Below are 21198 nucleotides of genomic sequence, written 5' to 3' on the forward strand. Positions count from 1 at the left end.
CGGCGAGGTAACGACATGACTGTTCCCGGGGCGATCCCCACGTCGACGGTGGCACCACCGCCGTCCGGCGGTGAGCGGGTGGAACGCGAGTTCACCGTCAAGGAACGCAAGCAGTGGCAGATCATCGCCAGCCGTTTCTTCCGGCACCGGGCGGCGGTGGCCAGCCTGATCGTGTTCATCCTGCTGGTGCTGCTCGCGTACGTGGGCCCGCTGGTGTGGAAGTACGACTACGCCGACCTGAGCTCGCCGTCGAACATCCGGTTCTCGCCGGACAACCCGATGGGCACCGACAGCCTCGGGCACGACCTGTTCGCCCAGGTACAGCGCGGCATGCAGCAGTCGCTGCTCGTCGCGTTCATCACCACGCTGCTCGCCACGGGTCTCGGCGCGCCGTACGGCGCGATCGCGGGCTACTTCGGCGGCCGCGTCGACACGATCATGATGCGGATCTGCGACGTCCTGCTGACGCTGCCGCTGCTGCTCGTCGCCGGCGCGCTGGTCACCGGCCGCGGCGGTAGCGTGCTGATGGTGGGCCTGGTGCTCGGTCTGCTCGGCTGGGTCGTCGACGCACGGGTGGTACGCGGCGTCGTGCTGTCGCTGCGCGAGCAGGAGTTCATCGAGGCGGCCAAGGCGCTGGGCGCCGGCCCGGTGCGCATCGTGTTCAAGCACCTGCTGCCCAACGCCACGGGCGCCATCATCGTGCAGGCGACGCTCAACATCGCCGCGGCGATCCTGGCCGAGTCGGCCCTGTCGTTCCTGGGCCTCGGGGTACAGGCCCCGGACACCTCGCTGGGAGTGCTGGTCAACGCCGCGCGTGCCGCCGTGGAGACCCGCCCGTGGCTGTTCTACTGGCCAGGCGTCATGATCATTCTGATCGCGCTCTCGATCAGCTTCATCGGTGACGGCCTGCGCGACGCATTCGACCCCCGACAGACGAGGCAACGCCGATGACCCAATCGACCCCCATCTCGCTGGACAACGGCGGGAAGAGCTCCGACGTGGTGCTCGACGTCGACAACCTGACGGTCGAGTTCCCCACCGACGACGGCGTGGTCCAGGCGGTGCGCGGTGTGAGCTATCAGCTGCGCCCGGGCGAGTCCATGGGCATCGTCGGCGAGTCGGGATCCGGCAAGTCGGTGACGTCGATGGCCATCATGGGTCTGCTGCCGAGGACGGCGCGGATCAAGGGCTCGGTCAAGCTGCACGGCCAGGAACTGGTGGGCCGCAGCGAGCGGGCGTACACCGAACTGCGCGGCAACAAGATCGCGATGATCTTCCAGGACCCGCTGACCTCGCTGAACCCGGTGTACACCGTGGGTGTCCAGATCGGCGAGGCGATCCAGGCGCACAACGACATCTCCAAGAAGGCGGCCCGCGACCGCTCGATCGAGCTGCTCAAGATGGTCGGCATCCCGTACCCGGAGCAGCGGGTCGACAACTACCCGCACGAGATGTCGGGTGGTATGCGGCAGCGCGTCGTGATCGCGATCGCGATGGCCAACAAGCCAGACGTGATCATCGCCGACGAGCCGACCACCGCGCTCGACGTCACCGTGCAGGCGCAGGTGCTCGAGGCGCTGGAGGCCGCGCGGGAGGAGACCGGTGCCGCGATGGTGCTGATCACCCACGACCTGGGGATCATCGCCGGGCACGCCGACCGGGTCTGCGTGATGTACGCCGGCAAGCTGGTCGAGAAGGGCACCATCGACGACGTCTTCTACCAGCCGCGCATGCCGTACTCGCTCGGCCTGCTCGGCAGCCTGCCCCGGCTCGACGAGACCGGGCGGGAGCGGCTCACCCCGATCGTGGGCTCGCCGCCGTCGCTGCTGAACCTGCCGCCGGGGTGTCCGTTCACCCCGCGGTGCCCGCTCGCGCAGGACATCTGCGAGCGCGAGGAGCCCGACCTCTTCGTCACCGACAGCGCCGCGCACGTGGCCGCGTGCCACTTCCACGAGCGGCTGGTCGGCATCACCTCCGCCGACCTGTTCGGCACGACGTCGATCGACACCGAGGACCTCACGGTCGCGGACATCGATCCCGACCTCATCGGTCCGGCCGCGGTCGTCCACGAGCAGGACCACGCGGGCGACGACACCACCGGCACGCCGGACCTGGCGAAGAAGGAATCCTCATGACGAGCGCTGTGACCCCGGTGGAGGACGTCGACGCCACGAACGGGCGGCAGCCCGTGCTGTCGGTGCGCAACCTGGTCAAGCACTTCCCGGTGCGGTCGCGGGGCCTGGTCCGGCGCCGCATCGGCGACGTGCACGCCGTCTGCGACATCTCCTTCGACCTCAACACCCACGAGACGCTGGGCCTCGTGGGCGAGTCGGGTTGCGGCAAGACGACCACCGGCCGGCTGCTGCTCAGCCTGATCCGGGCCACGTCGGGCCAGGTCTGGTACGACGGCAAGGACCTCACGAAGCTGTCGGCGGCCGAGATGCGCCCGCTGCGGCGCGATCTGCAGATCGTGTTCCAGGACCCGTTCGCGTCGCTCGACCCGCGCATGACGGTCAACGAGATCATCGCCGAGCCGCTGCGCATCCACGGCCGCTACCGGGGCGACCAGGACGGCCGGAAGGTCGTGCGTGACCTGCTGCGCACCGTGGGTCTCAACCCCGAGCACGGCAACCGGTACGCGCACGAGTTCTCCGGCGGCCAACGGCAGCGCATCGGTGTCGCCCGGGCCCTGGCGCTGAAGCCGAAGGTGCTCATCCTCGACGAGCCGGTGTCGGCGCTCGACGTGTCGATCCAGGCCGGCGTCATCAACCTCCTGGAGGACCTGCAGGAGGAGTTCGGCCTGTCGTACCTGTTCATCTCGCACGACCTGTCGGTGGTGCGGCACATCGCCGACCGGGTCGCCGTGATGTACCTGGGCCGCATCGTCGAGATCGCGGCCGTCGAGCAGCTGTTCCGGACTGCGGCGCACCCGTACACGCAGGCGCTGATCTCGGCGATCCCGCTGCCCGACCCGCGCAAGGAGCGCACCCGCAAGCGGATCCTGCTGCAGGGCGACGTGCCGAGCCCGGTCAACCCGCCGAGCGGCTGCCGGTTCCGGTCGAGGTGTCCGAAGTTCGCCACGGAACTGAGCGAGCCGGAGAAGCAGCGCTGCGTCAACGAGGTCCCCGCGCTGATCGACCGGGGCGAGGGCCACCGGAGCGCCTGCCACTACGCCGAGGCCATGAAGCTGATCTAGCCCGCTGAGCCGTCCCCCGCTGAGCCGTTCCCCGCGCCGATCTTGCACTCGTGGCCGCACCTATGTCGGCCTTTGTCGCCCTTTGTCGGGGGCCACAAGTGCAAGATCGGCGCGCTGGGTCGGCGCGGAGGCCTCGGGGGCGGGGTCAGGAGCGGCGGTGGCGGCGTTTGACTCGGGGGGCCGGCGTCGGGGGGCCTACGGCCGTCCATACGGTGGAGCTGAGTTGGCGGGCGGCGGCCAGGCGTAGGGCGGCGCGGCGGTGGCGTTCGGCCAGCACGGCGGCCAGGTAGGCCCAGCCCGGGACGCCCGGCGGCGGCGGGGGTGTGGTGCAGGCGGCCACCTCGGCGGCCAGCTGCTGGCCGAGGCGGCTGCGGGCCGGCTCCTTGATGTCGCGGTTGCGGGACAGGAAGTGGCGCACCGCCAGGGCCAGGTCGTCGCTCAGGCCGGTCAGGTCGAGGAGTGGCGCCCAGCGCATCAGGGGCGGTGGCATCGCGGGGATCCAGCCCCACGCGGCCGGTGTCCGGTCGTGGATCACGAGGGTGCCGGCCGCGAGGTCTCCGAGGCGACGGCCCTGCGGCTGGGCGAGCATGACGCCGAGGCTGACGACCCAGGTCAGCGGCGCGAGGATCAGGCCGGGCCACTCCAGTGTCACGCTGACCAGCGCCCGCGTGAGCGCGTGCCGGAACTGGATCGGCCCGCCGTCGGTGCGCACCACACGCAGCCCGATCGCCAGCTTGCCGAGCGTGCGACCGCGGAACAGGGTCTCCTGCAAAGTGGGGTAGCCGACCAGCACGAGCACGACGATCGAGATCATCACCGCGAACACGAGCGCCTCGTCGACGTACCCGCTGATCAGCAGCAGCCCGATGCTGGCCGCGAACAGCAGCATGTACAGCAGGACCACCTGCACGATGATGTCGATCAGCAGCGCCAACGCCCGCGACCCCAGCCGCGCGACCCGCACGTCGAGCTCGACGGCCTCACCGCTGACCAGCCGCTCGTCGCCGGAGGTGGCCGGCGCCGACGCCTCGACCGGCACCGGCGCGGTGAAGGGGTGAGTGACCGCCACGAAGAACAGTCAACACCATGGGACCGGGCCGCCGCCGTCCCGCCGCCGGGCGCCCCCGCGCAAGCGCGGGACCGCTGAGCTACTGGGCGCCCCCGCGCAAGCGCGGGACCGCTAGGCTCTGACGCCGTGGACCTCGACGCGTACGTCGCCGAGCACGCGGGGGAGTGGCGCCGCCTCGACCAGCTCTCCCGCCGCCGCCGGCTGTCGGCGCCCGAGGCCGACGAGCTGGTCATCCTCTACCAGCGCACGGCCACCCACCTGTCGGCCGTGCGCAGCCGGTCGCCCGATCCGGCGCTCGTGGCACGGCTGTCACGCCTGGTGCTGCAGGCGCGGTCGGCGCTCACCGGTGGCCCGGGGTTCTCGTTGCGGTCGGTCGGCCGGTTCTTCTCGGTCACCTTTCCGCTGGCCGTGTACCGGGCGGCGCCGTGGTGGCTCGGGGTCACGGCGGCGTTCGCGACGCTGTCCGGCGTGCTGATGTGGTACGTCGCGAGCCATCCCGAGGTGCCGGCGATGCTGCTCTCCGAGGACCAGATCGACGAGCTGGTCAACTCGAGCTTCGCCGGCTACTACACCGAGTACCAGCCGCAGAACTTCGCCCTCCAGGTCTGGACCAACAACGCGTTCCTCGCCGCCCAGTGCCTCGCCGGCGGGGTGCTGGTGCTGCCGGTGGTGTACGTGCTGGCGGTCAACGCGCTGAGCCTCGGCCTGGTCGGCGGCATCATGATCGGCAACGGCCGCGCCGACGTGTTCTTCGGCCTGGTCACCCCGCACGGCCTGCTCGAACTCACGGCCGTCTTCATCGCGGCCGGGTTCGGGTTGCGGATCGGCTGGGCGTGGATCGCGCCCGGTCCGCTGCGCACCCGCGGCCGGGCGCTGGGGGAGACCGCCCGGGAGGGCATGGTGGTCGCGTTGGGGCTGGTGCTGGTGCTGTTCATCAGCGGTCTGATCGAGGCGTTCGTGACGCCCGCCCCGGTGCCGACGATGGTGCGGATCGCGATCGGTGTCACCGCGTTCGTCGGCTTCCTCGGCTACGTGTTCGGCTTCGGCGTCCGCGCCGCACAGAGCGGCGAGTCCGCCGACGTCGAGGAGCGCGACGCGCTGGTCCCGATGGCCTAGAGACGCCCGATGCGCTTCAGGGCCAGGTACATGTCGGCGACCTCCGACGCGAACCGCGACACCGGCGCGTCGACCACGTCGACGCCGTAACGGGTCAGCGCCGACCGCACCCGGTCGCGCTCGACCAACGCGCGGTGGGCGGCCGCCGCCCGGTAGACCGCGGTGGCGGTGGTGCGGGGCGCAGCGGCTACCGCGTCGAGCGCCGGGTCGTGCACCGCGGCCACGACGACCCGGTGCCGGGCCGCCAACCGCGGCAGCACCGGCAGCAGGCCCTCGGCGAGGGCGCCGGGCTCGAGCGCGGTGAACAGCACCACGAGGGCGCGCTTGCGTTCGCGGCGCAGCACCTCGCTCGCCACCAGCCCGAAGTCCGTCTCGACCAGGGCCGGCTGCAGCGGCGCCATCGCGGTGACGAGCTGCCACAGCAGCGTCCGCTTGCCGGGGTTGGCCACCGCCGCCCGCACCGCGGTGTCGACCGCGAGCAGGTCCACCCGGTCGCCGGCGCGGGCCGCCAGCATCGCCAGCAGCAGGGCGGCGTCGATCGAGGTGTCGAGGCGCGGCTCGTCGCCGATGCGGGCGGCCGAGGTGCGGCCGGTGTCGAGCACGCACACCACGCGCCGGTCGCGCTCGGGCCGCCAGCTGCGCACCACCACGTCGGACCGGCGCGCGCTGGCCCGCCAGTCGATCGAGCGCACGTCGTCGCCGATCACGTACTCGCGCAGCGCGTCGAACTCGGTCCCCTGGCCGCGGCCGCGCGTGACGACGGCGCCGTCGAGGATCCGCAGCCGCGACATCTTCTCCGGCAGCAGCCGGCGGGCCTCGAACCGGGGATAGACCCGCAGCGTCCACGCCGGCGTGCGTGCCAACGCCGTCCGGGCTCGGCTCTGCCGGTACGCGAAGCCGAGCGGCCCGTACGAACGCACGGTGACGCACACCGCGGCCCGGTCGCCCCGCCGGGTCGGCGTGAGCCGGGTCTCGACCGCGACGAAGGCATCCGGTTCGAGGTCGACCTCGTGCTCGTACGGGGTGGCGCCGGCCGACGGCACCCACGCGTCGCGCACCCGGGCCCGCAGCGGCCGCGGCCCGCCGTTGTGGACCGTGAGCTCCACCGACGTGCTCTCGCCCAGCCAGCACGAGCGCTCCCCGGAGCGCGTCAACCGCACGTCCCCCAACGGCGCGGCCACCGCGACATCCAGGACGCACGCAGCGGCCAGCACCACGACGAACACCGCCGCGGCCACCCAGGGCCACCAGCCCGTCGGGTCACCCACCAACCCGGCGATGGCCAGGCCGAACGCGCCGAGGACGAGCAGCGCGGCCGGCCGCCCGGTGATCATCGTGGCGTCGGGACGGTCGCCAGCACCGCGTCGAGCACGGCGTCGGTGCTCACGCCCTCCAGCTCCGCCTCCGGCCGCAGCCGTACCCGGTGGCGCAGCGTGGGCCGGGCGAGCGCCTTCACGTCGTCGGGCGTCACGTAGTCGCGTCCCGTGAGCCAGGCCCAGGCCTTCGCGGCCGCGAGCAGCGCGGTGGCGCCGCGCGGCGACGCGCCCAGCTCAAGCGACGGCGACACGCGGGTGGCCCGGCACAGGTCGACGACGTAGGCGAGCACCGGGTCGGTCACCGAGACCCGGCCGGCGGCGGCCCGCCCCGCCGCGAGGTCGGCCGCGGTGGCGACCGGCTTCACTCCGGCGGCCCGCAGATCGCGCGGGTCGAAGCCGTTGTGGTGCGCGCGCAGCACGCCGAGCTCCTCGTCGCGGGTCGGCAGCGGCACGTTGACCTTCAGCAGGAACCGGTCGAGCTGCGCCTCGGGCAGCGGGTAGGTGCCCTCGTACTCCACGGGGTTCTGGGTGGCGATCACGATGAACGGCTCCGGCAGCCGACGCGGCGTCCCCTCGACCGAGACCTGCCGCTCCTCCATGACCTCCAGCAGCGACGCCTGGGTCTTCGGCGGCGTGCGGTTGATCTCGTCGGCGAGCAGCAGGTTCGTGAAGACCGGCCCCTCACGGAACTCGAACGCGGCGGTGCGGGCGTCGAAGATCAGCGAGCCGGTGACGTCGCCGGGCATGAGGTCGGGGGTGAACTGCAGGCGCTTGGCGTCGAGGTCGAGCGCGGCGGCCAGCGTGCGGACCAGGAGCGTCTTGGCCACGCCGGGCACGCCCTCCAGCAGCACGTGCCCGCGGCACAGCAGGGCGATCACGAGCCCGGTGACCACCGCCTCCTGTCCGATGACGGCCTTGCCGACCTCGGCCCGCAGCCGTCCCAACGCGGCTCTGCTGTCGGCGTCGGCGGGCGCCGGCTTGAGGTCAGTCACGGGATTCTCCTTCGGGAATGCGGGTCACCGCGTCGACGATGATCTCGAGCGCGGCGGCCAGGTGCACCAGGTCGTCGTCGTTCTCCGGATCGGGCCCGAACAGGGCCGTGTCGACCTGGTCGGAATCGAAGCCGGTCTGCGCGACGATGGCCGGTACCAGCGTGTCGCGCTCGGCGTCGGGCGGCAGGTCGAGGGCGTGGGTGATGCGGTCGCGGGTGGCCCGGCGCAGCACCGCGAGCGCGGCTCCCCGGTCGCGTGAACGCTGGTAGAGCCGGCCCCGCCCGGTGACCGTCTCGGTGGTCGGCACCAGCACCGGCAGCGGCTCCGGCACCGGTGCGCCGAGCCGGCGGGCCCGGGCGGCGGCGGCGAGCACCGCGGCCACGGCGATGAGCGCGAGCACCGTCCAGGCGGTGGCGGGGAACAGGTCGAACGTCGACGGGCCCGAGTCCTCGCCGGAGGCCTCGTCGGGCGGGTCACCCAGCTCCGGTGGCGAGCCCTCGTCGGTGCCCTCCGGGTCGGGGACCGGGAAGTCCGGGTCGGGCGTGCCGTCGCGGCCGAGGTCGGCCGGCGCGGGGCTCGGGTCGAAGCCGGTCCCTTCGAGCACCCGCGGCCCGGGTTCCTCGCCGTGCAGGTCGAGCCACACCACCCGGGGCGCGCCCGACAGCAGCCCGACGGCGAGCCGCGCGTTGCCGTGCTCGCCGATGCGGTCGTTGCGGAACGGGTCGGCCGACCCGACGAGCGTCACCGCCGTGCCGGAGTGCGACATCCGGAGCACGGAGTCCTGGTAGCACCGGTCGAGCGGTGCCGCGGCCTCGTAGGCGGTGCGCCGCACCCCGGCCCGGCCGGCGTCGACCGCCGGCCGGTACCCGCAGCCGGGCAGCGCGGTCGTGCTCGCCCACCGGTTGCCGGTGACGCGGGCGTCCAGCAGGCCGCGGCCGAGCGTGCCGTCGTCGGGGCGGACCAGCACGACGGGCGTGCTCTCCGGCATCAGCTTGAGCATCCGCAGGTACAGGGTGTGCAGCAGGTCGGGGGTCGGTACGAACAGGGTGGCGTCGCCGCGGTGGGCCGAGCGCAGCGCGTCTGCCGTCCGCTTGTGCCGCTCGACCTGGATGCCCCGCTGCCGCAACTGCCGCGCGAGCTCGCTGGAACCGATGTCGGCCGAGCTCGCGGGTGACAGGTACTCGGGGTCCTCGTCGTCGGGCTCCTCGATGACGTACGCGAGCACGGTGACCAGGAGGACGAGTGCCACCACCGCGTACGGGACGACCAGCCGCAGCCAGCGCCTCGACCGCCGTCGCGGCGGCAGGACGGTGGCCGCGGTCATCGCCCGACCCCCGCCGGGGCGAGCGCGGCCGACTGCGCCGCGGCGTACCCGCGCATGTGCTGGTACTGGTCGGCGCCGGCCGGGCGGCCGCCGTACCAGATGTCGGAGAACAGCTGGCCGGCCGCGTCGAGCGGGTCGGCGACCTGCGGCCGCCGGCTCGCGGCGACCGCCGCCAGCTCGGTGACCGTCCAGCCGGGACGGTGCTCCAGCACGCCACGTTCGATCAGCTCGCGCACCATGCCGCGCAGCCGTTCCCGGACCGCCTCGGCGAACCTGCCCTCGGCGGCCAGCCGGTCGGCCAGGTCGGCGAACGTGGTCGCCGGGAGCTCGGGCACCTCGTCACCCTCCACCGGCTCCACGGAGCCGGGTTCGTCGGCCTTCTTCGCGCGTCGGCGCCGCCACGACGGCCGGCGCCACTTCGGGAGCCGCCACTTCGGCAGGGAGAGGCGCGGCATCCGCAGGCGCGGCCAGCGGCGCGGGATCCAGGCCGGGAAGAAGTACCAGAGCAGCGCGACGATCGTGGCGAGCGTCAGCATGGCGAGGACCACCGTCGGCAGCGGCAGCACCGTGCCGACGACCGCGACGACCTCGTTCCACCACCGCATCAGAGAACCAGACTCGCCGCCGGTGGGCGGCCGGTGGCGCGGGCGCGCGACAGCGTGATGTCGAGGCCCTCGGTGCGCATGCGCGTCTCCAGGTGGAGCACCGCGTCCAGGCAGGCCAGCGCCGGGTAGGCCACGGTGTTCACGAGGGCCCACGCGGTGCCCGCGATCAACCACGCGATGTCGTCGTCGAGGCTGTCGACCGCGAGGTCGATGAGCGCGAGCGTGCCGATGCCCAGCGCGACGCGCACCGCGCCCCAGGCGACGTAGCCGGCGAGCCGGACGAACGCGCCGCGCAGACCGCCCCGGCACGACAGCACCATCGACCGGCCGATCGCTCGCAGGGGGCCCACCCGGTCGATGACCAGTGCCGGCACGACCAGGCCGATCAGCGCGTAGAGCGCGAACCACGGCACGCCGCAGGCGATCGCGGCCAGGAACCCGGCCGCGCCGGCCGCGCCGGCGAGCACCGCCACCGCGCCGAACTGGCCGCCCCGGAACCGGATCCGCGACCGTTCGCCGAGCAGCGCCGGACCGGCGGCCTGCGCCGTCAGCCCGCCCAACGCGGTGATGATCGCGATCTCGGTGGCGAACCCGACCGACAGCGCCAGCCAGTACAGCTCGAGCCGGTCGTCGTAGGGGAACATGTACGGCGGACGGGCGGTGCCGACCCGCAGCGGGTACAGCACCACCTGCTCGACGACCGCCAGCACGAAGCCGGTCGCGAGCAGAACCTTCGCGTGGCCGCGCAGCAGTGCGACAGCCGCGTCGAGGAGCTCACCGAGGGTGAGGGGACGTAGCGGAAGCACGCCGGTCTGCACGCCGCCCCCCAGTTTTGTCGCCCGGACGAACGCCATCCTGGCATGTTCCCGCTACGCGGATGACCCCGGTGGTTTTGTCCGTATTGAACCAACGCGGGCGGGCGGTCCGCGGAAATGGGCCGGGAGGTGCAAGTATTGGGTCGCATGAGGGCCCGAATACTGGTGGTCGACGACGATCCCGCGCTCGCCGAGATGCTCGGCATCGTCCTACGGAGCGAGGGGTTCCTGCCGTCCTTCGTGGCCGACGGTGAACGGGCGCTGAACGCGTTCCGCGAGGCGCGGCCCGACATCGTCCTGCTCGACCTGATGCTTCCCGGCATGAGCGGGATCGACGTGTGCCGGGCGATCCGCGGCGAGTCCGGCGTGCCGATCGTCATGCTCACGGCGAAGAGCGACACGGTCGACGTGGTGCTGGGGCTGGAGTCCGGCGCCGACGACTACGTCGTCAAGCCGTTCAAGCCGAAGGAGCTCGTGGCGCGCATGCGTGCCCGGCTGCGCCGGGGGGAGGACGTGGCACCCGAGGTGCTCACGATCGGGCCGGCCGGCAACCAGATCACCATCGACGTGCCGGCGCACACGGTCAACCGCAACGGCGACGAGGTCAAGCTGACGCCGCTGGAGTTCGACCTGCTGGTGGCCCTGGCCCGCAAGCCGCGCCAGGTGTTCACCCGCGAGGTGCTGCTCGAGCAGGTCTGGGGCTACCGGCACGCCGCCGACACCAGACTGGTGAACGTGCACGTCCAGCGCCTGCGGGCGAAGATCGAGCCCGACCCCGAGCGGCCGGAGATCATCCTCACCGTGCGTGGCGTCGGGTACAAGGCGGGCACGGCCTAGTGCTCCGCATCGACCCGCTGTCCGCACCGGAGCGGCCCCGGTCGCTCCGGTCGCGGATGCGCGGGTCGCCGGTGCTCACCGCCCGCTGGTGGCGCATCCAGTGGCGGCGGGTGCGCCGGGCCGGGCCGGGCCGTTGGCTGTACCGGGTCTGGCTCACCGCGCACCAGGCCTGGCGCCGGTCGCTGCAGCTGCGCGTCGTGTCGATCACGCTCGTGCTCTCCAGCGTGCTGATCGCGGCGTTCGGTGTGCTGGTCACCAACTGGATCACCAACGGGCAGCTGGCGCAGACGCGCGACGAGACCCGCAACACGGTGAACCAGGGCAGCCAGTACGCGATCAGCCAGCTGCGGGTCGACGGTCCCAACGATCCCGCGCTCGCCAGCACGGTGCCGGAGCTGCTGGCGCAGCTGCTCAACGACGCGGGCGGGTCGGCCGGTAGCAGCTCGGGTTCCGACTCCGGGGTCCAGGTGGCGATCGTGCCCGTGAACGGCCGGCCGATGGTGGAGGCGCTGGCGGTTCCCGGCGAGGACAGGGCCCTGCAGGCGCTGTCCGAGCCCGGCCCGCTCGACGGGCTGCACCGGCTGGTGGCGGAGGGCAAGACCGCCCGCCAGTACGTCACCGCCGATCCCGACGGCCGGGGGAGCCGCCCGTTCCTGGCCTACGGCACGCTCATCCGGACGCAGGCCGGCGAGCTGGGCCTGTACTACATGTTCCCGCTCGACCGGGAGGTCGACCTCGCCGAGCTGGTCGGCACCAGCGTGTCGTTGACCGGCATCTCGCTGGTGGTCCTGCTGGCGCTGCTCGCCGCGGTGGTCACCCGCATGGTGGTGAGCCCGGTGCGGCTGGCCGCGCGCACCGCGCAGCGGCTGTCGGCCGGTCTGCTCGACCAGCGGATGGAAGTCCGCGGGGAGGACGACCTGGCGAGCCTCGCGGCGGCCTTCAACCAGATGGCCGCGAACCTGCAGCGGCAGATCCTGCGGCTGGAGGAGATGTCGCGCCTGCAGCGGCGGTTCACCTCCGACGTGTCGCACGAGCTGCGCACGCCGCTCACCACGGTCCGGATGGCCGCCGACCTGATCTACAACGAGCGCGACGAGTTCGACCCGGCGGTCGCCCGCAGCGCGGAGCTGCTGCACGCCGAGCTCGACCGGTTCGAGGAGCTGCTCACCGACCTGCTGGAGATCTCCCGGTTCGACGCCGGCTTCGCGATCCTCGACGCCGAGCCGGTCGACCTCACCCCGGTGGTGCGGCGGGTCGCCGAGCGGCTGGAGTCGCTGGCCGAGCGGGTCGGTTCGCCGATCGTGCTCGAGGTGCCCGACCAGCCGGTCATCGCCGAGGTCGACCAGCGCCGCGTCGAGCGGGTGCTGCGCAACCTCATGGGCAACGCGGTCGAGCACGGCGAGCACCGTCCCGTGCGGGTCGCGCTGGCCGCCGACGACCACTCGGTCGCGATCACCGTGCGCGACGAGGGCATCGGCCTCAAGCCCGGCGAGGAGAAGCTGGTGTTCAACCGCTTCTGGCGCGCCGACCCTTCGCGCGCCCGGCAGACCGGCGGCACCGGCCTCGGCCTGTCGATCAGCCTGGAGGACGCCCGCCTGCACGGCGGTTGGCTCGAGGCCTGGGGCGCGCCCGGCCAGGGCGCCCAGTTCCGGCTCGTCGTCCCGCTGCACGCCGGCGACCGCCTGACGTCGTCGCCACTCCCGCTGGTCCCGGAGGGCGCGGTCCCCACCGTGGGCCTGCTGAAGGAGGACCACGCCGTCGAGCCCGAGGTGATCGAGATCGGTGGCGGCCGTGCGGAGTAGAAGGCGGGGATACGGGCACAGTCGCCTCTCTCGGCGACAAATAAGCGTTTTCAGCCGGCTCCGGATGGCGGTGGCGCTCGGGTGCGTGGCGCTGGCGGTGGCCGGATGCGGTGTTCCCGGCTCCGGCGAGCCCGAGTCGTTGGCCGACGCCCCGGGCGTGGGCGGGCCGGCCGCACCGGTCGGCGACCTCAAGCTGCCGGCGCCGTCGCGGCAGTCGTCGCCCGCCGAGCTCGTGAACAACTTCCTGCGGGTCGGCGCCGCGGCCGACTTCACCAACCCGGGGCTGCGCAAGGAACAACGCATCCCGGCGGCCGTCGAGTACGCGAAGCAGTTCCTCACCCCGGCCGGCAAGGAGGCCTGGGAACCCGGAGACGTCATCACCGTCATCCAGGTCGGCGAGCCGATCCAGACCGTCGACAAGTTCACCGTCCCGTACCGCAGGGTCGGTGAGCTCGACGGTGACGGAACGCTGACGCCCCTGGTCGGCGCACCCCAGAACGAGGAACTGGAGTTCAAGGTCGCCCCGGAGGGTGACTCGGGTCCGCGGCTGCTCGCGTCAGCTCCCGGCAAGCTGCTGCCGCTGTCGCTGGAAGGGCTGCAGGAGTACTTCGAGGTGCGGCCGGTCTACTTCTGGGATCTGCGCGGCCGGTTCCTGGTCCCCGACCGCCGGTACCTGAGCAAGGGCATCACCGCCGAGAAGCGGGTGAACACGATCGTGGCGCGGGTGCTCGCCGGCCCGTCGGAGTTCCTGGAGAAGGCGGTGGTCGACCCGCCGGTGGAGGCGTCGATCGGCAACGCGACGCTCAACGGCAACAACGTCGTGGTGAACCTGCCGGTCTCCGAACAGACCGACCGCGAGGATCCGCTGACCATGCTCGCGTCGCAGCTGAGATGGTCGCTGCATCCGCAGCGGTACTCGGTCGACCTGAAGGTCGGTGGGCGGAAGGTGCGCACCTACTCGGGAACCGGGTACGAGAGCGCCAACCCGTCACAGCCGCAGACCCGCGGCGGCCGCAACGAGGAGCGGCTGTACGCGGCGGTGAACGGAACGGTGAAGCCGCTCGAGCCCGGCGTGACGCCGCCGTCGATCCTGAGCCGCCCGGAGAACGCCAACGTGGTCGCCGCGGCGGTCAACGTCCGGCAGAACTCGGCCGCGCTGGTGCGGAGGACCTCCGCCACCGCGCCGCCGCAGCTGTGGGTCGGCCGCACGCCGGCCGACCAGAGTGCGGCGCAGTTCCGGCTGGCCCAGTTCGGCGGGTCCATCAGCACGTTCAGCCGGCCGTCGTACCTTCCCGGCGCCGGCGACCGGGTGCTGATCGTGGCCGACAACCGGCTGTACGACGTCGACCTGGGCTCGGGCCTGGCGTCGCCGGTGGAGCTTCCCGCGGTCATCGGCGCACCGGTGGCCGTCTCGGTGGCGCCGGACGGCGCGCGGGTCGCGATCGTCACAGCCACCCGGGCGTACGTCGCGACGCTCGACCCTTCCAAGGTCCCGGCGTTGATCAACTCCGGGACGGGCGGCTCGGTCCGCGAGATCTTCCTGGGCGGCCTCACCAACCTCAAGGGCGTGGGCTGGTACTACGAGCACCAGCTCGCCGTCGGTGGCGAGAACGGCCTGGTGATCGCCGCGATCGACGGTGGCGCGCTGGAGGCGGTCGGCCCGGTCAACCTGCAGGGCTTCCGGCTCACGCAGCTGTCGGCGGTGCCGTGGAGCCCCGCCACGGGCGACGGCGGCAACCTGGTGATCGAGGCGGCCGGCACCAACAACGCCATTCAGGCGTACCAGCCGTACCGGCTGAACCTCGACCCGCTGCAACCACCGCCATCACCGGCCGGTGCGTCGCCGGCCCCGTCGGCGTCGGGCGCGAGCGCGCCACTCGCGCCCAAGGTCACGGCACCCTTCTACGCCGACGTCATATGACCCTCGCGGCGCTCGTCGACCTGGTGCTGCCGGCCACCTGCGGTGGCTGCGGCGCGCCGAGCGGCTCGGTGGACCCGCGCCGTTCCGGCTCCCTGGACCCGCGCGGGTGGTGCCGGCGGTGTGCGGAGCGGGTGGCCGCTGCCGGTCCGGTGCGGGTCCCGCCGTCGCCGTTCCTGCCCGACCTGCCGCCCATCGTGGCAGGCGGCCCGTACGAGGGGCCGCTGCGGGAGGCCGTCAACGCCTACAAGGAGCACGGCCGGCACGGGCTCGCGGCCGTGCTGGGCGACCGGCTGGCCGTCGCGGTCCGGGAGTGGGTGCCGGCCGAGCCGGGGTCAGCGGGGTGCGCGGGAGTGCTGCTGGTGCCGGTCCCGGCTACGGCCGCCGCGGCCCGGCGGCGCTTCGGCGACCACATGGCCCGGCTGGCGCGGCGCGCGGCGGACGGCCTGTCGCGGGCCGGGATCCCGACCGCGGTCGCGTTCCCGTTGCGCGCCCTTCCGCGTCCCGACTCGGTGGGACTGACCGCGGCGCAGCGCGTCGCGGTGGCGCGGGCCGGCCTGCGCCTGCGGGCGGGCCGGGTCGCGGCGGTGCGCGACGCGGTGGCGGCCGGGGTGCGCCCCGTGCTCGTCGACGACGTCGTGACCTCGGGCGCCACCCTCGACGCGGCGGCCGCTCTGCTGCGGGCGGGCGGTGTTCCGGTGGCCGTGGCAGCGGCTGTCGCCTACACCCCGCGCCGGCCAGGTGGGGCCGACACGCCGCGGTCGGGGTCCTGACAAAACTCCCAGCATCGACCCGTTTGGGGCTGTTCGAACGTTCCGAACTGTCCCATTGGCCGGGTGAGTTTTCAAACGAGGGATGACTGGAGAGTGTCCTCGGGTTAGCGTCGAATCACCACCCTCTCACCGCGAAGGGAGGCGAGGCCTCGCATTTCTGGCCCCGGTCCACCGCCGCGGAGAAGCCCGCGTGCGTTGGCCGGTTGGTCCAGCCGGATCGGTCCCGGTCACATCTTCGAGTTTGATCGTCGAGTTTGATCGGCACCCATCGATCACTTCATCGAGCTTCTCATCCTGACGAAACAGCCAGGGGAGGTCACAGCGTGGACATCGTTGTCAAGGGCCGCAACGTGGAGGTGCCCGACCACTACCGGCAGCATGTCGCAGACAAGCTGTCGAAGGTCGAGCGGTACGACCAGAAGATCATCAGCGTCGACGTGGAGCTCTTCCACGAGAAGAACCGCCGGCAGTCAGACAACTGCCAGCGCATCGAGATCACCTGCTTCTCACGCGGCCCCGTCGTTCGGGCCGAGGCGTGCGCAGCCGACTTCTACAGCGCCCTGGACTCCGCGATCACCAAACTCGAGAGCCGGCTCCGCCGCGCCGCCGACCGGCGCCGCATCCACCGCGGACGGCGTGCACCGGTGTCGGTCGCCGCCGCGACCGCGCCCCTCGCGGCGCCGCAGATGGCCGGTGTCGTCGCCGCCACCGGGGCATCCCAGCAGTCCGGGCGCACCGACTGGCCCACCAACGAGTCCCACGATCTGGACACCTGGGAAGACACCCAGGATGAGAACCAGCCATGGCGCATCGTCCGCGAGAAGGAGCATCCGGGCGAGCCGATGACGGTCGAGGACGCGCTCTTCCACATGGAGCTGCTTGGCCACGACTTCTACCTGTTCAACGACAAGGAGTCGGGGCGGCCGAGCGTGGTGTACAGGCGCCGCGCGTACGACTACGGAGTGCTCAGTCTGAACGTGCACCCGTGAGGTCCGTAGCCAGGAGGGCGTAGGACACCACGTCGGCGCGGCCGCCACCGGGGGCGGGAAGGTGGCCGCGCTGATACCCCTCCCGGGTGAATCCGACCCGCTCCAGAACCCGCTGCGACGCGGAGTTCGCCGGATCGGTGCCCGCGACGAGCCGGGCCAGGCCGGCACCGTCGCCCCGCTCGTTCCCGTCCCTCTCCCCAGCCGAGAGGGCCCAGCCACTCAGCAGCCGCACCGCCCGGGTCGCCAGGCCGCGGCCGCGCCACCGTGGGCTGAGTGAGTAGCCGATCATGGCGACCCCGGTCGCCGTCACGTCGAACAGGCCGAGGTCGCCGGCGAACGCGCCCGACTCCGTATCGACGATCGCGAGGTGCGCCCGCGTTCCGGCCAGCCAGTGCCCGCCCGCCCGAGCGCAGGTCAGCGCCACCTCGGCGGGCTGCGGCGGGCCGGTCCGGTAGCTGGTGGCCACCACGTCGGGGTCGCTGTGCAGGGCGTACATGGCCTCGCCGTCGGCCGGTCCGAGCGGGCGCAGCGTCACGACGCCGTCGGTGAGCCGGCCGCCCGGCAGGTCGGGGAGCACCCGGCGCACCGGCCCGGGCGGGTCACCCGGCAGGCGTACCCACACCACGAGGTCGTGCCGGCCGCCGGTGCGGGCGAGCGCCGTCGCCCGCTGCACGCCCTCCCGCGCGTAGCCGGACGCGATCGCGACCCGCTGCGAGGAGGTGTTCTCCCACTCGGTACGCAGCTGGAGGCGCTCGTAGCCGCTCGCGAACGCGTAGTCGGTCAGGGTGCGGGTGGCGGCGGAGGCGACGCCGCGCCCCCGCGCCCACGGCGCCACCCAGTAGCCGATCTCGCCGCTGGCGTTCTGCTCGTGGGTGATGCCGATGCCGCCGATCAGCCGGTCGGTGGCCGGATCGGCGATCGCGAAGTTGCCGCCGCCACGCTCGAACGCCGTGAGCGACCCCTCGCGGACCCACCAGACCGCGTCGTCGTAGGTGTACGGGCTGGGCAGCATCGGCAGGAACCGCTGGCTCAGCGGGTCGTCGCAGGCGGCCTGGACCGCCGGCACGTCGTCGTCGCGGTACCGGCGCACCCGGATTCCGCCGCCGTCGATCGACTCGGCAACCAGACCGAACCGTTGCGACGTAGATTCCATGGGTCGCGAGTCTGCCAGTTGCCTGTCAGGCGTCCACTACGGCTCGACGAAAGCCAGGGTAAATGTCCAGCTTGTCGGGCGCTGTGGGCAAGCTGCCCACCGGTGCGCCTACGATGGGTGCCGCAGGACGTTGAGGGAGCGCTGACCCGTGTCGATTTTCGAGAGAATCCTTCGTGCCGGCGAAGGCCGAATGGTGAAACGGCTCAAGGCCGTCGCCAGGGCCATCAACGACATCGAGGACAACTACACCGACCTCACCGATGAGGAGCTGGCGGCGCTGACCGACCAGTTTCGGGAACGGTTAGAGGACGGTGAGACGCTCGACGACCTGCTGCCGGAGGCGTTCGCGACGGTCCGCGAGGCGGCGCACCGGGTGCTCGGGCAGCGCCCGTACGACGTCCAGCTCATGGGCGCGGCGTCGCTGCACTGGGGCAACATCTCGGAGATGAAGACCGGTGAGGGAAAGACGCTCACCATCGTGCTCGCCACGTACCTGAACGCGCTGTCCGGCAAGGGCGTCCACGTGGTCACCACCAACGACTACCTGGCACAGCGCGACGCCGAGTGGATGGGCCGGGTGCACCGGTTCCTCGGCCTCACCGTCGGCGTGATCCTCCCCAACGTGCCGGCCGCCGAGCACCGCGCCGCCTACCTCTGCGACGTCACCTACGGCACCAACAACGAGTTCGGCTTCGACTACCTGCGCGACAACATGGCGTGGTCGAACGAGGAGCTGGTGCAGCGCGGCCACAACTTCGCGATCGTCGACGAGGTCGACTCGATCCTCATCGACGAGGCCCGTACGCCGCTGATCATCTCGGGTCCGGCCGAGCAGTCGGCCCGCTGGTACGGCGAGTTCGCGCGGGTCGTGAAGCGGCTGGAGAAGGGCAAGGCCGAGAAGGACGACCCGAGCAGCGAGCGCGACTTCGACTACGAGGTCGACGAGTCCAAGCGCACGATCTCGATCACCGAGCGCGGCGTCGCCAAGGTCGAGGACCAGCTGGGCATCGACAACCTGTACGAGTCGGTGAACACGCCGCTGGTCGGCTACCTGAACAACGCGCTGAAGGCCAAGGAGCTGTACCGCAAGGACAAGGACTACGTCGTCAGCGACGGCGAGGTGCTGATCGTCGACGAGTTCACCGGCCGCATCCTGCACGGCCGGCGCTACAACGAGGGCATGCACCAGGCCATCGAGGCCAAAGAGGGCGTGGAGATCAAGCAGGAGAACCAGACGCTCGCGACGATCACGCTGCAGAACTACTTCCGGCTCTACGAGAAGCTCGGCGGCATGACCGGTACCGCGCAGACCGAGGCGGCCGAGTTCAACAAGGTCTACAAGGTGGGTGTCATCAGCATCCCCACCCACAAGCCGATGATCCGGGTCGACCAGCCCGACGTCATCTACAAGACCGAGAAGGCCAAGTACAACGCCGTCGTCGACGACATCGTCGAGCGCCACGAGGCCGGCCAGCCGGTGCTCGTCGGCACGGTCAGCGTCGAGAAGAGCGAACTGCTCAGCCAGATGCTGCGGCGGCGCGGCGTGCCGCACGCGGTGCTGAACGCGAAGTTCCACGCCAAGGAAGCCGAGATCATCGCGCAGGCCGGGCGCCGCGGGTCGGTCACGGTCGCCACCAACATGGCCGGACGTGGTACCGACATCCTGCTCGGCGGCAACCCCGAGTACCTGGCCGCGTCCGAGCTGCGTAACCGCGGGGTCGAGCCGGAGACCGAGGAGTACGACGTCGCCTGGGACGAGGCCGTCGAGCGCTGGAAGAAGCTGTGCAAGGAGGAGGGCGAGGACGTCATCGACGCCGGTGGCCTCTACGTCCTCGGCACCGAGCGCCACGAGTCCCGTCGTATCGACAACCAGCTCCGTGGCCGCTCCGGCCGGCAGGGCGACCCGGGCGAGTCCCGGTTCTACCTGTCCCTGCAGGACGAGCTGATGCGCCGCTTCCGGGCCGGTGCGGTGGAGGCGGTCATGGACCGGCTCAACATCCCGGAGGACCTGCCCATCGAGTCCAAGATGGTCTCGCGCCAGATCAAGAGCGCGCAGACCCAGATCGAGGGCCAGAACGCCGAGATCCGGAAGAACGTTCTGAAGTACGACGAGGTGCTCAACCAGCAGCGCAAGGTCATCTACGCCGAGCGCAAGAAGGTGCTCGACGGCGAGGACCTGCACGACCAGGTGCGCAGCATGCTCGACGACGTGGTCACCGCCTACGTCGTGGGCGCCACCGCCGAGGGCGTCGGCGCCGAGGACTGGGACCTCGACAAGCTCTGGACCAGCCTGAAGCAGCTCTACCCGGTCACGCTGACCATCGACGACCTGGTCGGCGAGGCCGGTGGCGAGGAGGGCCTGAGCCCCGAGCTGCTGGAGGAGCGCCTCAAGGACGACGCCCACGGTGCGTACGACGCCCGTGAGGAGGAGCTCGGTCCGGAGGCGGTCCGCGAGCTGGAGCGTCAGGTGCTGCTCGCCGTGATCGACCGCAAGTGGCGCGAGCACCTGTACGAGATGGACTACCTGCAGGAGGGTGTGGGCCTGCGCGCCTACGCCCAGCGCGACCCGCTGGTCGAGTACCAGCGCGAGGGCTTCGACATGTTCCAGCAGATGCTCGACGGCATCAAGGAGGAGTCGGTCGCCTTCCTGTTCAACCTGGAGGTCCAGGTCGAGGCGGCCGAGGCCGCGGCCGAGGAGCCGCAGGTCGAGATCCACGCCAAGGGTCTCGGCGCGCAGCGGCTGCCGCGCAACCTCCAGTACACGGCACCGACCATCGACGGGGCCGCCGGCTCCGGTAGCGTGGCCGTCGAGAACCAGCAGTCCGCGCCCGCTCTGGGCGTAGGCTCCGACAACGGCCGTTCCCAGGCCCGCGGACGCGGCGGAGCCCGCCCGGCCCGCACCACGCGCCCGGGCACGAAGCAGCTGAGCGGCACCGCCTCCACCGCCGGTGGTGGCGGCGCCCGCAGCGCCCTGGGCATCGACGGCGAGGACGCTCCTCCGGCCCGCGCCGGTGCCACGGCCGGTGGTGCGACGGCCGGTGGAGCGACGGCCGGCGGTGCCCGCCGTTCCGGTCCCGCCTCGCCCACGGCTGCCGGTGCCCGCAAGCCGTCGCCCGGCCAGGCCACGGCCGCCGGTGGACCGTCGCGCAACGCGCCGTGCTACTGCGGCTCGGGCAAGAAGTACAAGCGCTGCCACGGCGCCCCCGGCGCCGCCTGACCCGTGTCACCCGGCGACCCTGGACACCCTCGGTGGTGCTCCAGGGTCGCTGTTGTGCCTGTCGCCTTGATCGTCG

General features: G+C 72.1%; 17 protein-coding genes. 10 read left to right on the forward strand and 7 right to left on the reverse strand.

Going from position 1 to position 21198, the window contains the following annotated elements; translation table 11 throughout:
- The first annotated feature begins 15 nt into the window (after positions 1 to 15).
- The 3 genes from Voc01_RS21600 to Voc01_RS21610 are packed head-to-tail and all read left to right on the forward strand — an operon-like array spanning position 16 to position 3196.
- Positions 16 to 951 carry an ABC transporter permease gene (locus Voc01_RS21600; RefSeq protein ID WP_203929305.1) on the forward strand — a complete coding sequence of 312 codons (936 nt, stop codon included), beginning with the start codon at positions 16 to 18 and terminating at the stop codon, positions 949 to 951.
- A complete protein-coding gene (locus Voc01_RS21605) occupies positions 948 to 2135 on the forward strand; it encodes an ABC transporter ATP-binding protein (RefSeq protein ID WP_203929306.1) in 1188 nt (395 codons plus the stop codon). The genes Voc01_RS21600 and Voc01_RS21605 overlap by 4 nt, the downstream gene beginning before the upstream one ends.
- Positions 2132 to 3196 (forward strand): ABC transporter ATP-binding protein, encoded by a 1065-nt coding sequence (locus Voc01_RS21610; RefSeq protein WP_203929307.1) that lies wholly within the window; start codon positions 2132 to 2134, stop codon positions 3194 to 3196. The genes Voc01_RS21605 and Voc01_RS21610 overlap by 4 nt, the downstream gene beginning before the upstream one ends.
- Before the next feature lie 145 nt (positions 3197 to 3341).
- Here the strand turns inward: Voc01_RS21610 and Voc01_RS21615 are convergent, their stop codons facing one another.
- Positions 3342 to 4265, reverse strand: coding sequence for an RDD family protein (locus tag Voc01_RS21615; RefSeq protein WP_239160370.1), 924 nt, complete (start codon positions 4263 to 4265; stop codon positions 3342 to 3344).
- A gap of 126 nt (positions 4266 to 4391) precedes the next feature.
- Between Voc01_RS21615 and Voc01_RS21620 the strand changes: the two genes are divergently transcribed.
- A complete protein-coding gene (locus Voc01_RS21620) occupies positions 4392 to 5381 on the forward strand; it encodes a stage II sporulation protein M (RefSeq protein ID WP_203929308.1) in 990 nt (329 codons plus the stop codon).
- Here Voc01_RS21620 and Voc01_RS21625 read toward each other — a convergent pair.
- From Voc01_RS21625 to Voc01_RS21645, 5 genes are read right to left on the reverse strand one after another with little or no spacing between them, the layout of a single operon-like run.
- A complete protein-coding gene (locus Voc01_RS21625) occupies positions 5378 to 6715 on the reverse strand; it encodes a DUF58 domain-containing protein (protein ID WP_203929309.1) in 1338 nt (445 codons plus the stop codon). The two genes, Voc01_RS21620 and Voc01_RS21625, sit on opposite strands and share 4 nt — an antisense overlap.
- On the reverse strand, positions 6712 to 7689 hold the full coding sequence (locus tag Voc01_RS21630) for an AAA family ATPase (RefSeq protein ID WP_203929310.1): 978 nt from the start codon (positions 7687 to 7689) through the stop codon (positions 6712 to 6714). The genes Voc01_RS21625 and Voc01_RS21630 overlap by 4 nt, the downstream gene beginning before the upstream one ends.
- Positions 7682 to 9013 carry a DUF4350 domain-containing protein gene (locus Voc01_RS21635; RefSeq protein ID WP_203929311.1) on the reverse strand — a complete coding sequence of 444 codons (1332 nt, stop codon included), beginning with the start codon at positions 9011 to 9013 and terminating at the stop codon, positions 7682 to 7684. The genes Voc01_RS21630 and Voc01_RS21635 overlap by 8 nt, the downstream gene beginning before the upstream one ends.
- Positions 9010 to 9618 (reverse strand): DUF4129 domain-containing protein, encoded by a 609-nt coding sequence (locus Voc01_RS21640; RefSeq protein WP_239160371.1) that lies wholly within the window; start codon positions 9616 to 9618, stop codon positions 9010 to 9012. Before Voc01_RS21640 ends, Voc01_RS21635 begins: the two co-directional genes overlap by 4 nt.
- Positions 9618 to 10472 carry a hypothetical protein gene (locus Voc01_RS21645; RefSeq protein WP_203929312.1) on the reverse strand — a complete coding sequence of 285 codons (855 nt, stop codon included), beginning with the start codon at positions 10470 to 10472 and terminating at the stop codon, positions 9618 to 9620. Before Voc01_RS21645 ends, Voc01_RS21640 begins: the two co-directional genes overlap by 1 nt.
- A 108-nt stretch (positions 10473 to 10580) precedes the next feature.
- Between Voc01_RS21645 and mtrA the strand changes: the two genes are divergently transcribed.
- The 5 genes from mtrA to hpf all read left to right on the forward strand — a co-directional run bounded on the left by mtrA (position 10581) and on the right by hpf (position 16752).
- Positions 10581 to 11270, forward strand: coding sequence for an MtrAB system response regulator MtrA (mtrA, locus tag Voc01_RS21650; protein ID WP_203929313.1), 690 nt, complete (start codon positions 10581 to 10583; stop codon positions 11268 to 11270).
- Positions 11271 to 11326: 56 nt separating this feature from the next.
- Positions 11327 to 13072 (forward strand): MtrAB system histidine kinase MtrB, encoded by a 1746-nt coding sequence (mtrB, locus tag Voc01_RS21655; protein WP_203929325.1) that lies wholly within the window; start codon positions 11327 to 11329, stop codon positions 13070 to 13072.
- A 64-nt stretch (positions 13073 to 13136) separates the two neighbouring features.
- The gene (locus Voc01_RS21660; protein WP_203929314.1) at positions 13137 to 14993 is read left to right on the forward strand and encodes an LpqB family beta-propeller domain-containing protein; all 1857 of its coding nucleotides are present in this window, start codon (positions 13137 to 13139) and stop codon (positions 14991 to 14993) included.
- Positions 14990 to 15763: a ComF family protein gene (locus Voc01_RS21665; RefSeq protein WP_203929315.1), complete on the forward strand. Its 774-nt coding sequence runs from the start codon at positions 14990 to 14992 to the stop codon at positions 15761 to 15763. Before Voc01_RS21660 ends, Voc01_RS21665 begins: the two co-directional genes overlap by 4 nt.
- Positions 15764 to 16086: 323 nt before the next feature.
- Positions 16087 to 16752 (forward strand): ribosome hibernation-promoting factor, HPF/YfiA family, encoded by a 666-nt coding sequence (hpf, locus tag Voc01_RS21670; protein ID WP_203929316.1) that lies wholly within the window; start codon positions 16087 to 16089, stop codon positions 16750 to 16752.
- On the opposite strand, the gene Voc01_RS21675 is transcribed toward hpf, so the two are convergent.
- A complete protein-coding gene (locus tag Voc01_RS21675) occupies positions 16730 to 17905 on the reverse strand; it encodes a GNAT family N-acetyltransferase (RefSeq protein ID WP_239160373.1) in 1176 nt (391 codons plus the stop codon). The two genes, hpf and Voc01_RS21675, sit on opposite strands and share 23 nt — an antisense overlap.
- A 148-nt stretch (positions 17906 to 18053) precedes the next feature.
- Between Voc01_RS21675 and secA the strand changes: the two genes are divergently transcribed.
- Complete coding sequence (secA, locus tag Voc01_RS21680) at positions 18054 to 21122, forward strand: preprotein translocase subunit SecA (protein WP_203929317.1); 3069 nt, start codon at positions 18054 to 18056, stop codon at positions 21120 to 21122.
- Positions 21123 to 21198 lie beyond the last annotated feature (76 nt).

Origin of the sequence: Virgisporangium ochraceum, from assembly GCF_016863655.1 — a bacterium.
GTDB classification, from domain to species: domain Bacteria; phylum Actinomycetota; class Actinomycetes; order Mycobacteriales; family Micromonosporaceae; genus Virgisporangium; species Virgisporangium ochraceum.

What these genes read in the sequence shown, in the direction of transcription:
- Voc01_RS21600 (WP_203929305.1), top strand. Translation starts at nt 16, where the DNA reads ATGACTGTTCCCGGGGCGATCCCCACGTCGACGGTGGCACCACCGCCG.
- Voc01_RS21605 (WP_203929306.1), top strand. Translation starts at nt 948, where the DNA reads ATGACCCAATCGACCCCCATCTCGCTGGACAACGGCGGGAAGAGCTCC.
- Voc01_RS21610 (WP_203929307.1), top strand. Translation starts at nt 2,132, where the DNA reads ATGACGAGCGCTGTGACCCCGGTGGAGGACGTCGACGCCACGAACGGG.
- Voc01_RS21625 (WP_203929309.1), bottom strand. Translation starts at nt 6,715, where the DNA reads ATGATCACCGGGCGGCCGGCCGCGCTGCTCGTCCTCGGCGCGTTCGGC.
- Voc01_RS21635 (WP_203929311.1), bottom strand. Translation starts at nt 9,013, where the DNA reads ATGACCGCGGCCACCGTCCTGCCGCCGCGACGGCGGTCGAGGCGCTGG.
- Voc01_RS21640 (WP_239160371.1), bottom strand. Translation starts at nt 9,618, where the DNA reads ATGCGGTGGTGGAACGAGGTCGTCGCGGTCGTCGGCACGGTGCTGCCG.
- Voc01_RS21645 (WP_203929312.1), bottom strand. Translation starts at nt 10,472, where the DNA reads ATGGCGTTCGTCCGGGCGACAAAACTGGGGGGCGGCGTGCAGACCGGC.
- mtrA (WP_203929313.1), top strand. Translation starts at nt 10,581, where the DNA reads ATGAGGGCCCGAATACTGGTGGTCGACGACGATCCCGCGCTCGCCGAG.
- mtrB (WP_203929325.1), top strand. Translation starts at nt 11,327, where the DNA reads ATGCGCGGGTCGCCGGTGCTCACCGCCCGCTGGTGGCGCATCCAGTGG.
- Voc01_RS21660 (WP_203929314.1), top strand. Translation starts at nt 13,137, where the DNA reads ATGGCGGTGGCGCTCGGGTGCGTGGCGCTGGCGGTGGCCGGATGCGGT.
- Voc01_RS21665 (WP_203929315.1), top strand. Translation starts at nt 14,990, where the DNA reads ATGACCCTCGCGGCGCTCGTCGACCTGGTGCTGCCGGCCACCTGCGGT.
- Voc01_RS21675 (WP_239160373.1), bottom strand. Translation starts at nt 17,905, where the DNA reads ATGGAATCTACGTCGCAACGGTTCGGTCTGGTTGCCGAGTCGATCGAC.